Annotated in this window: 7 protein-coding genes; all 7 read right to left on the bottom strand. The window is 35.2% G+C overall.

Going from position 1 to position 11,885, the window contains the following annotated elements:
* Positions 1–3: 3 nt before the first annotated feature.
* The 7 genes from GQR94_RS18160 to GQR94_RS18190 all read right to left on the bottom strand — a co-directional run bounded on the left by GQR94_RS18160 (position 4) and on the right by GQR94_RS18190 (position 11,885).
* Positions 4–495 (bottom strand): CIA30 family protein, encoded by a 492-nt coding sequence (locus tag GQR94_RS18160; RefSeq protein WP_158977900.1) that lies wholly within the window; start codon positions 493–495, stop codon positions 4–6.
* A 62-nt stretch (positions 496–557) separates the two neighbouring features.
* On the bottom strand, positions 558–2,867 hold the full coding sequence (locus GQR94_RS18165) for a BamA/TamA family outer membrane protein (protein WP_158977902.1): 2,310 nt from the start codon (positions 2,865–2,867) through the stop codon (positions 558–560).
* Between the two features lie 40 nt (positions 2,868–2,907).
* Positions 2,908–7,899, bottom strand: a complete 4,992-nt coding sequence (locus GQR94_RS18170; protein ID WP_158977904.1) for a translocation/assembly module TamB — start codon at positions 7,897–7,899, stop codon at positions 2,908–2,910.
* 174 nt (positions 7,900–8,073) lie between these two features.
* Positions 8,074–9,309, bottom strand: a complete 1,236-nt coding sequence (gene dsrP, locus GQR94_RS18175; RefSeq protein ID WP_158977906.1) for a sulfate reduction electron transfer complex DsrMKJOP subunit DsrP — start codon at positions 9,307–9,309, stop codon at positions 8,074–8,076.
* Positions 9,310–9,402: 93 nt separating this feature from the next.
* A complete protein-coding gene (locus GQR94_RS18180) occupies positions 9,403–10,530 on the bottom strand; it encodes a 4Fe-4S dicluster domain-containing protein (protein ID WP_158977908.1) in 1,128 nt (375 codons plus the stop codon).
* 10 nt (positions 10,531–10,540) lie between these two features.
* Complete coding sequence (locus tag GQR94_RS18185) at positions 10,541–11,179, bottom strand: cytochrome c3 family protein (RefSeq protein ID WP_158977910.1); 639 nt, start codon at positions 11,177–11,179, stop codon at positions 10,541–10,543.
* On the bottom strand, positions 11,169–11,885 hold the full coding sequence (locus GQR94_RS18190) for a cytochrome C (RefSeq protein ID WP_158977912.1): 717 nt from the start codon (positions 11,883–11,885) through the stop codon (positions 11,169–11,171). Before GQR94_RS18190 ends, GQR94_RS18185 begins: the two co-directional genes overlap by 11 nt.

Here is an 11,885-nt window from a genome sequence, read left to right on the forward strand (position 1 = left end):
GTGTTACTCCAAAAGAATTTCATCTATTTCTAACTTAAAGTGTTCTTCTTCCTTATTGCCAATTATAAAAGCAATTTCTTCTATAGTGGTGTCTTTATAATTAGGAAGGTCTAATTTTCTACCTCTGAATATGGGTTCCATTTCTGCCATAGAGAACGCTAAGGTTTCCCAATTCTTTGAGGTATTGAAGTGGGTTATATACGAATGGCTATCAGATTGTTTTGTTTTAAATCTCAGCTTATAGCTTTTTCCATCGCCTTTAATTGTTATTATAATCTTGGAATAAGCAGTACTGTTAAGGGCACTAAAACGATACCTTAACGAAGAAAAACCGCCATTATTTTCTAAGGAAACACGACCTTGAAAAACTCCATTCCCTTTTTCATTTAGGCAAAATTCCCCTGATGATTTCCCACCCATAACCACATCATCTATTATGGACCACTGGGATATATCCGTTTTTTTGTCAAATTTAAAAATAGGTAAAAATCTCATATTCAAGGTATATTTAAGGGTTAGCGCAAATTAGTGTCTCGCATTTGCAATTAATATAATGATTAAAAAGGATATCCAATCGCAAAATTAAACATCAAGTTATCATCACCACCACCAAAAAAAGGAGTTCTTGTGCGTTCTCCTTCGTCATAATAAGGTACACGTATTGGAGAAGCTAAGTCTAATCGAATAACAAAACTTTGGATATCTACTCTTAATCCAAAACCCACACCTACACCTAATTCTTTTATCCAATTATTACTAAATTTACCTTTACTGTTTAGTTCTTCAATAAAGGCTATATCGTCTTCGCTATCATCATCTGATGTGTCAACCTCATAAGTCAACCAAACGTTACCGGCATCAGCAAAAATGGCCCCTTTTACATAAGAAAAAATTGGAAATCTATATTCGAGATTTGCTTCAAGCTTTAAATTACCAGACTGGTCATAATAAGACGTTGTATCATCGTCTTCAGAATAGAACGTTCCTGGACCTAGTGAACGAATTTGAAATGCTCTAACACTATATGCTCCTCCTGAGAAAAACTGTTTTGCGTAGGGTAGGGTAGTTGAATTTCCGTAGGGTACTCCAAGACCTGCATAAGCTCTAGCTATAAATGTATTTTCATTCTTCCAGCGGTGGTAATAGCGAAGATCAGCATCCATTTTTGCATATTGTGCATAATCTAGTCCAAATACAGTTTCTTTTCCTCCGCTTAAGAGGTTTAAGGTATTACCTGCGATATCAAAGTTAGTTTCTAAAAATATCGGATTTGTTTTTTCCTCATTGACCAATTCGTTATAGGTAAATTTGTAATTGAGACCTGCAATAAATTGTTGTTCAAAGCTACTTTCTAAATACGGATTTTCATCTAAAATTTCTTCAAACTCCTCTGTGGTATTTGCTAAATTCACATAGTTAATGCTTATAGGTGTTAACTCGTGATATACATATTTGTTTTCATTCCATAAATAACCAAAGGAACTCGTGAATGATGTTAATGTGTACAAATCAGTCCGGTTTAAAAATTCTACGCCTAGGCTAATTTTTGTTTTTGGTACATTGTCTTTAAATAGGCTAGGGGAAAAGGGTACCAACCTTGGTATGATTAGATCAGCAGTTAAACCACCCCCAATACTACTATTGTTGTCACTCCCAGAGAGTTGCATTTCGTAAGAGAAATTTCCTGTAATACTTAATGTTTCACCGCCTTTAAAAACATTTCTATTGCTATGGGATATGGCTATTCCTGGGCCTGTAAATCCATTTGATTTTGTTAAACCTTGAAGCTCAATCCGAGCCGATCTTTTTGTTAATGGCGATAGATAAATATCCATATCCAATGATCCAGCATCCTCTGTATTTGTGGTGGTATCCTTTTCTTTAAATTGAATATTTACATATTTATAACTTCCTATTGATGATAGTCTATTGCTAGTTAGTTTTGCAGTATTTGCATTGTATTTTTGTCCCTTTTTAAATAGAATATACGGTTCAAGTCGCTTTGTTTTAAAAAATTCATCCTCTTGAATAAATTTTATACCATCTACAAGTGTTGTCTCTTTTATAGTAGTGGTGTCTTCAATAGAATATTTAGGATAAACAGTAATAGAGTCAATGGTGTAGGGAATAATAGATTTTGGTGGGGTATTTTTCTTTAGACGCAGAAGAAGGTCAAACTTAGGAGTTTTGTAATGGTTTGTATCCGCCTCAAAAATTAAAAAATCAGAATTAAAGTTGTAATACCCGCGTTGTTTTAATTGATGATCTATACGTTCTCGTTCATATTTTAACACTGCTAAATCAAACCTAGTACCCGCTTTAATTGGAGTCTCAGTAAGTATTTCTTGTATTTCATTATAAATTGGAAGCGAGTCCTTCTGAAGATCAAATTTTTCTAAGCGATACGGTTGGGGTAAATTCGCAGAATACGTAACACTTCCAAACTTGGGTGTTGTTTTTACTTCTGAACTTACCGTGTTATAAAAAAAACCTCTATTATCTAAACGGTTGCGCATGAGTTCTTCTACGCGGTGCGTGTTTAGATCAGATAAATAAACAGGTTCTTCTCCAAATTTTTTATTCAACCATTTGTTTATAAAACCAGGCTTATCTTTTTGTGCTTTAAAATGATAGTATAGACCCAATCTCATTCCTAAAACTTTAGAATTAGGGGTAGATGGCAATAGCGTTAATAGCTCTTCTTTTATTTTTTTAGTATTCAATGTATCTTCTTGCGCTTGCAAGTTTACCTCTGAGCCTGTATATAACACCTCTCCCTCTGGCATATATTTAGAAACACCGCAGGAGTAACTAAAGAGTACAATTGCCAGACCAATAATATAGCTGTATTTAAAATAATTTTTCAAATTCTATGCGTTGTATTTTTTAATTTTAATCTCGTTAAAACTAGTTTTCTATTTTGGCTTTTTCTTTACGGTCCTTCTTGTCTTTATCCTCCTTTTTAATAGGATTGAATAATTCGCTAAAACTATTAAATTCTCTATTGAAAATTAATGCTACGCCCGTGATAATTAGCTGTCCATCAATGACGTTTTCATATTCATTTTTACGGAAGCCTTTTAAACGATATCTACCATCTTCTGATAATAAATATTCTAGACTTACATTGCCAATTATAGGAGTTTCTTCTTCATCTGTTTGCGCACTACCTTCTACATCTACGGTACTACCCGCACTAACAATTAGCCGATCATTGAATAGTTTTTTCTGAGCATTGATGTTTAATTGGGTCCTATCTTCAGGACTATCACCTTGGTAATCTGTATAACTATCAAAGTCAAAACCCAATTCAAAACCTGACTTACCCAGCAGCTTATCTGAAAATGTATTTAACTGATCAGAAAGTACTTTGCTAACGTTATTTCTAGCTATTGTTGCGGTACCACCACTACTACCATCACTACCTGAACTAGGGAAAAAACGATTTAAAGTAAGTAATGAGAATACTTGTTTATTCAATTCGGACTCTTGTTCATTTAATTGTTGCACTTGTTCATAAACAGCACCACTGAGTGAACTTTGGTCTTCTTCAGGCATGTCTAATTCAAAAGAAATCTCTGGGGCTAAAATTTCTCCATCTACATTCAAGTATACCAGAAACGAAAGTACCTGTTGGTATTTACTAGAAACGCTAGAATCTTCACTAGAGGTGAGGCTTGCCATTAAAGGACTCGCAGAGGCATCAACAGTGTATATTGCTGTAATATCGAGATTAGCATCCGTTGGACTGCCCGTCCAAGTAATCGTGCTTCCCGGTTTAATCGTGAATTTTCGTTTTACGACATTGTACAAAATTGTTTCATAATGTCCGTCCTTTAATTCATACCTACCAGATAAACTCATCGCACCCGTAGCGTTCATACCAAAATTTAAATTAGCTTCTCCGGAAATTTGAAGATTATCACCTGTTTTTTCATCAATGATAACATTGAAAACGGCATCTTTATCAATTTCAATTATGGTATTTACTTTATACCCTCTTAATATAGATGATGGTTCTTCTTCATCTTTTCGGGTTAGTATAGCATTAGGGTTTTCTTGGTTTACAAAAATGACAACACCATCTCTTTCTTCAATATCCAATTGTGATTCTGGAACTATGTAGGTTATAGCTGTGCCTTTATCTACTTTAAATACTCCAGAGACTATAGGTAGATTTAAGTCTCCCTTTACCGTAACATCAGCGTTCATGGTTGCCTTTCCGTAAAAAAGTTCATTATCTTCTTTTGTGGAATTCATTACTTGAAAAGCGTCTGCTTTAAGCTGTAAATCAAATGTAGGGTTTGTAAGTTCCGAAGTTTTTATAGCGCCATTTACAGCAAATGAATTGCCGTTGTTATCCTGGATTGCAAAATTGTTTAAGTAAAAGCCAGCGTTGTTTATTTTAAGCTTTTCGTTGTCTATTTTAAATATTGCATTTAATTGCGCTACTTTAAATTCTGTTTTGTTAAATGAAAATTCTCCTGCGTATATAGGACTTGTGGTTGTTCCATTAACTTTTACGTTTCCTGAAATAGTGCCAGAGGTGTTGGTGAAAGCACCGTCTGAAAAATCTTCGATTACTTTTAATTCCAACTTGTTTAAATCTACATCTAAATTAAGTTTAGCACCCGTTTTAGCGGCAGTATAGTCTCCTGTTAAATCTAAATCTATTCCTCCATCTTTCAAGGCCATGTCAAAATTATACTGAGCATTTCCGGTAGAGTTAGCTTTTAAAACTAGGTTTCCTAAAGGGCTTTGAAGTGCTTTTAGTTGATTTATTTTAAAATCAGCAATAATACCTGTTGCTCCAAACGGATCTTCAATAATTAGACTACCATTAACAAGACCAGAAGCCAAAGCTTCATCAGGGTTTAAGAGGCTCAGAAAAGTTTGAAGCTTAAAATCATTAAATGCAATACCAATATGCTCTTTTTGAGTGCCTTTTTTAGTATTGGTAATGCTTAGCTCTTGTGCGTCTTTTGTTAGCTTTACATTGTTGAATTCTAAAACATTTTCACCAAATTTAATGCTGTTATCTTCCGGAATTGTCCATTGCTTTTTATTGAAAATTAATTCTGAAGGAAGAATTTTAAGTGTGGTAACATCCTTTGAAAGAGAAACTTCTGAGCCAATATGTAAGAGCTTTTGGTTTTCATCATAAGAGGTAAAATCCAATTGCATAGCACTGTTTTTTAATTCACCTTCAAATAGGGTTTTCTTTATAAATATAGGATCTGATGATAGTTCGCTAAAGCCAGCTGTAAAATTTAAATCTTTCTCATCGCCTTGTACCAAAATATTTAAGCTGTCTATGGAACTACCGCTATAAACGGCAGAAGGAACCAACAGTGATGCATACAACTTTTTTGTAGCAGCATTAAAATTAGCCTTCATTGAAATAGTATCTAATTTTTCAATATCCTTAAAAAAAACATCAGTAAGAATAGGGGTAGGGCTAAGTTTAAGATCCATGTTTAAAACAATAGGATTTAGCTTTGCATTGACAGCCAAACTATCAGAAAAGTAACTGGTAATCTGTTCTTGTAAAGCAGAATTCACCTTATCTATTGAGCTGTTTGCTTTTAAACTTCCATTTAAAAAATTACTAGTAACTACTACATTCGTATTTAAGGAATCAATTTGAGTCTTTACCAATAAATCATCCATTCTATAAGGTTCATCATTGAATACAGCAATGGTCTCATTGATGGTGGTGTTTAGATTAAAATTAGCTATAGTGCCTTCAAATTCTGAATTTATCTTAGTCGCGATTTTAATGTTTTCATTGGTAATACCTAATGCATACAAATCTGCACCGATAATATTTAAATTTAGTTTTACAGCAGATGTTAGCGTGTCTAAGTTTACTTTGGTATTTGCTTGAAGATTTAAATTATCATCCTTAAAATTTAGGTTGATATCTCCATTCCCATTTACAATTTTGCCATCGAGCTTAAGATTTGAGAAATCATAATCTTTTAATTCTAATTGCGTAAAGTCAGTTTCTAAATTGGCATTCAAACTATTGATGCTGTTTCCGTTGCCCGAAAGGTTCATGGTCATTGAAATTGCACCCAATTGCTCGTTTTTAAGGAGTTTATCCAAGCGTAAATTGTCAACTTTTAATTTTCCTTCAAATGCTATTTGGTCTTTCGCGCTATAATTGCCAGTAATTTTCGCAGCACCTTCTGGTATTTTTAGCGCTATATATCCTTTAATTTCGTCAGGACTTCCGCTAGCGACTGCGTTTAATTTTATTGTTTTAGGAACCGAAATACCGAGCTCGCTTTCGGAAACAAAAGTAAGTATATCTTTTCTGCTTGAAATGGCTTGAATGGTGTTGAAATCAAAGGATAATACGTCAGGTTGCATACCATCGTAAAGCTTTCCCTGTGCAATGAGTTGTGTGTTTTCTCCCCAGTTTAGCTTTAGGCTAGGAATGTCTATAGCTTTTAGTGTCCCTGATGCAGTTACGTTCCCTGTAAAAGGTTTGACCGCTAATTTTTTAAAGTATTCGTTAGTTGCTAGTTCTGGTTGAAAAATAAAAGCATCTCTAAGGTCTAAAGTAAGTTTGGGAAGTGTAAGGTTTAAACTAGCGTTTTCAGGAGTGTCCATCAGATTCTGAATGGATGAAAATTTAAGTGCAGCAGCACCAAAAATTGCACTTCGATTTGTTTGTAATTCTAATTTAGAAATGACTGCCGAAGTATCATATAATTTAGCATCAAAACTCAAATTTTTTAATTCAAATCCGCTTTTTTCTTGGAAAGAAAAAGCTTCTAAGGATAGCTTTGTTTTTCCATTTTCATAAAATAGATCATTAGCTTTTAAGCCTAGGTTAGAAATAGCTAATGCAGAAGGATTAAATGTTCCTGCAAGGGGTTCTTGCTTGCCAGAAATATACGTGATGTTGTTCTTTTTAAAATCAATTTCATTTACCCGAACCAAATATTCGGGCCACTTAAAATCGGTAGTTTTGTTTGTGATTTGTTCTGTGTTTGTGGTACTTATTTGATCTTCTTCTTGATTTAAATATATTGTTGAGTTGTTTAAGGATAAGTAATTGACGTCAATTGTATTACTTGATAAATCAGCCTTCTGTAATTCAAGCTTAAAATCGCCAATTACAGCCTTAGCAATTAGCTTATCTGGAATAGAATTATAATTTGTTTTTACGTTTTCAAGCTTGAAATTTTCGACGGATAGATAAGGAAGTGGTGTGTCTGTTGTTTCTTCTGTAACCGGAAATAGCTTGGTCTGATTGTAGTTGATAGTTGTATTCTTTAATACGAAATTATCAACGTCAAAATGTAAAGTTTCCAAATCAAACTCATCGATATCCAACTGAAGTTTTCCTAAACGAATAGCACTTTCTATGCCTAAAAATGCATCGTTATATTTAATATCAAAATCGGAAAGTGAAACAGCTCCAATGGTAATGGCTAGAGGCTGAATTTCATCAGTGGTCTGTACAGAATCTTGTGATGCGAAAGCCTGTATTAAAAAATTAAAATTGAATTCTTCAGTGCTATCTTTTCTGATGATATTAGCTTTTACACCTTCCCATTCTAAGGATTTTAATGTTATGCCATTACCAAGAATAATAGGCGATAACGGTAGGTTAGCTTCTAAAGCTTTAGAGTAGAGTAAGGTATCACCCTTTGTGTCTTCCAAATAAAGTCCCTCTAAAAAAATATTTCCAGAAAAAGTTACAAAAAGACGGTCTATACCTATTTTAGTATTGGTTTTACTAGAAACGTAATCCACTACTTTGGTGACGATAATATCTTGACCCCACTGGCTTCTTATAAATAGTATGATACTTATAAAAAGCAGTAACAGTATAGCAAAAACTTTCAGTATTCGCTTAAGGATTCCTTTTTGTTTCTTTCCCATTTGAAGCCGCAAATATCTGTTATTTTAATTTAAGACATGTGCTTTACTCCTCATTAGATTAACGCAATAGCATAGTTTGTGAGCAGAAAGATATATGCCTGTTCTTTGGCTGAGTTTAAGTCTGTAGTTAATAATGCTTGTAGTTGCTGTTTTCGTAGTAAAATTGTGTTTTAATTAAACGTTTTCAGCATTTTTATCCTTATACCTTAATTCTCCTAATTCAATGCCTATAGCCGTTTTTGCAAGAATGGTAAAAACAAATGCCCCTAAAGCCCAAATACCTATGGTGACACCAATTTCAATACCCGATGGTAGGTATTCTACTATTTTACCATAAGGTCCAGGAATGAAGCCAGGAACGATTAAACCAAAGCCTTTTTCTATCCATATTGCAACAAATAGCATTGCACAACATAGATACAATACTTTAAGGTTGTTTCTTAATTTATTGAACGTTAGCATAATGGTAGCAAGCACATTTAAAGGAATAGCGGTCCATATCCAAGGTAGTAGTGCCGTTTTACCGTGTAAACCAAAAAATAGGTAATAAGCGCTTTCACTATGATGTGTGGGCGCATAAAATTCTTTAAATAATTCTGAGACCAGCATAATTAAATTTATCTGAGCCGCCACAGTTACAATCATGGCTATTTTTTTGATTGTTTTATCTTCTATTTTAAATGCTGTGAAAGTGCGAATAACCGCTAATACTAAAATAATAAGCGCTGGTCCTGCAGCAAAAGCCGATGCTAAGAAGCGAGGACCTAAGAGGGCGTTATTCCAGAAAGGGCGTGCTTGTAGCCCTTGATATAAGAAAGCGGTGACTAAGTGGATACCCACAGCCCAAAACACCGACAGAATGGCTCCAGGTACGTATACACTTTTCTTAGCTTCTTTGTTTTGGTAATGTTTAAAGAGGATGTAAAAAGGGATACTGATATTTATAAAAAGATAACCATTTAGCACAATAACATCCCAAGTTAACATGGAGTTAGGGAAGTTAAAAACCCCTATTCCGGGAATCATATGCCATAGAACAGAAGGTCCGCCCATATCTGCAACCACAAAAGCTAAGCACATAATCAAGGCAGCAACGGCAAGCCCTTCGCCAATTAAAACTGCTTGCTTAAAATCAATGTCCTTTAAAACATAGGTGGGCATTACAAGCATAACTGCGGCAGCGGCCACACCTACTAAAAAGGTAAAATTAGAAATGTAGAGTCCCCAACTAACACGATCAGACATGCCTGTAGCGCTAAGTCCCTCTTCTAATTGAATGGAATAACAATACATGCCTATAAGCATTACTAGGGTTAAGAATCCCATCCAAAGATGATACTTTTTAGACCCTTTAGTTATTGTATCTAAACTATCGATTACTAAACTTTTAAATACTTTAAATCCTCCCATTATATATTATTTTAAATCAACTTGCTGAGAAACATTTGGTATGCTAAGCGTTGCGATTTATATGCTTTCTTTTTAAAAAAACTATCTCTATTGTTAGTCCATGAAGTACCAGAACTTAGGTTCTGTACCTAAATCTTCTTTTAGTCTAAACACTTTTTTATTTTCTAACACCCATCGTATGGTGCTGTTGGGATCTAATAAGTTTCCGAAAATCCTAGCTCCAGTTGGGCACGCTTCTACACAGGCAGGGTTTTTTCCTTTACGGGTACGTTGCACACAGAAGGTACATTTTTCCATGACCCCTTTTTTACGCATTCTGTTCCCTAAGTAGTGTTGGTTCTTATTTACTTCATTTTCTGGTACTTCAGGTTTACTCCAGTTAAAGCGTCTTCCATCGTATGGGCATGCAGCCATACAATAGCGACAACCAACACACCAATCATAATCTATAACGACAAGACCATCTTCTTCTTTCCAAGTTGCTTGTACCGGGCAAACCTCTACACAGGGTGGATTATCACAATGAAAACACTGCGTGCCCATATAGAAGTGACCTTCTGCAGGCACCTCATGATAGTAGTTATCATCTGCTTTATCAAATTTGAATCCCTCGCCATCTTTCATTTCGTGAATTCGGATGTATTGCATTTCGGAGTTCCTATCTTGGTTATTCTCTTCTACACAAGCACTTACACAATTCATATACCCTTGGCACTTTGAGATGTTGAAGGCATAACCAAAAAGTACATCTTCAGCCGCATTTTCTGCGGTCATACTTATACGCTTATCGGTTCTCAATTCATAAGAACGCATGAGTCTGTCTATAGTTCCTTTTTTTTCATCATCGGTCATTAGTTTATAGTTTCCTTTAAACTGTTCTTCCCAATCAATCTGTGCTTTTTCTTTACTTTCATCTCCCGTAGTTACACTACACGAAGTACTGACGGCTCCTGCACCAATAAGAAGGCTAGCCGTTAATTTTCTAAAAGCACTTCTTCTATCCATTTTTACATCAAAAACTTGATCAAAACCATCTTTATGTCTTTCTTCACCTATAGAAGCATTGATTGCTGCCTCGTAAAATTCATCGGCGCTTAATTCTTCTTCTTTAGGAGCACTAGAACAGCTTCCTTCAGATTTACCGCAACCACAAGAACCAGAAGCTTCTTTTTTGTTGTTTAGACCTAGATCTAGAGAGTACCATTTTTTATTTTCGCTCATAGCTTTATTTTTAGTGATCTAAATCTTCTAAACCTTCTTTACGTTCTATAGCCGTTTGTGTATTAAATTGTACGGGCCATCTTTTTTCAAAACTAGGACTGTGTGGATTGTGACAATTAACACATGTATTTGATGCTCTTGGAGGAGCCCATCCTGCTACTTTTTTACCATGCGCGCCACCTTTCCAATCCTCAAATTGGCTTGAGTGACATTGTGCACAGAGTTTGTAACTTAGATTGAAATCTATATTTTTGCCTGTAAGGGTATTTAAGTTATTCATATCGGCTCCATTATGGCATGTAGCGCAATTCATGGCATCACCACTGGCGTGATTTAACTTAATATTCCAATGTGCTTTTTGAATATCAATTCCTTTCATTTGTGAAACAGGTTTGCTATGACATTCTATGCACGCAAAAGATTTTATCTGTCCTTTTCGTTCTGGGATTAGGAATGTAAACTCCCCTTCAGTAATTTGAATTAATTCCGTATCCGCTAGTAACTCCTCAGAAGTGAGGGGACCGTGATAAGGTTTGCTTTCTCCTTCTATTTTATCAGATATTGAATGATATCCATCTTTTTCTTTACAAGAAAATAGGGATACTCCTAGAAGTAATACTACGTAATATATTAGCGTTCTATTTTTCATTTAGTTTATCGAATTGTCTTAGAGATGTACTAGTATCAACATTGGGTTGTTTATTGCTTTTTGGTAAATGACATTGTCTGCAATTTATACGTTCAGGATGTGACACTCTTATTTCTTTTGGAGCACTTGGTCCTCCATGACAAGAAATACAACTTTCGCGCATTTGTAATTGATGCGGAATCATAGGCGGACTTCCCAACAAGGCATTATTTGCGCCTACACCTACTTTAGGCGGTTCTGGTTTAGAAAAAGCAAAGGCCTTAAACGTTGTGTTTGTGTTTTTTGTGACATGGCATTGCCGACAGTTAATCATCTCTGGATGTGGAGTAACAGGAGCATAGGCACCAAATTTGGCTACAAAGCCACCATTCTTATGACATTGGATACACGTGTTTCCTCCAAAGCTACGTTCTTTCGCTACGGGGTGCGGAATACTAGGTGGAGCTCCCGGATAAGCTCTGTTGTCGTAATAACTATCTAATGAGCGTTGGTGATCTTCATCTACAGGCATATTTAAATAGTCTAAACCTGCATCGTCAAACCGTCTGAAAACACCACTTTCTGCAGGGATAAAGTTTCCTGTAGGCGTTTCAATAATAGGCGTATAGGCTTCTTCTAATCCTTGCTGATAGCTGTAGTTCCACACAACGATAAACGCTATGAAGATGACTACAAAAAACGATATGATCCCGAGTCTCTTTTTCAT

Origin of the sequence: Cellulophaga sp. L1A9 (genome assembly GCF_009797025.1) — a bacterium.
Classification (GTDB): domain Bacteria; phylum Bacteroidota; class Bacteroidia; order Flavobacteriales; family Flavobacteriaceae; genus Cellulophaga.

Coding starts and splice junctions, on each gene's coding strand:
- GQR94_RS18160 (WP_158977900.1), bottom strand. CDS start 495: ATGAGATTTTTACCTATTTTTAAATTTGACAAAAAAACGGATATATCC.
- GQR94_RS18170 (WP_158977904.1), bottom strand. CDS start 7,899: ATGGGAAAGAAACAAAAAGGAATCCTTAAGCGAATACTGAAAGTTTTT.
- dsrP (WP_158977906.1), bottom strand. CDS start 9,309: ATGGGAGGATTTAAAGTATTTAAAAGTTTAGTAATCGATAGTTTAGAT.
- GQR94_RS18180 (WP_158977908.1), bottom strand. CDS start 10,530: ATGAGCGAAAATAAAAAATGGTACTCTCTAGATCTAGGTCTAAACAAC.
- GQR94_RS18185 (WP_158977910.1), bottom strand. CDS start 11,179: ATGAAAAATAGAACGCTAATATATTACGTAGTATTACTTCTAGGAGTA.
- GQR94_RS18190 (WP_158977912.1), bottom strand. CDS start 11,885: ATGAAAAAGAGACTCGGGATCATATCGTTTTTTGTAGTCATCTTCATA.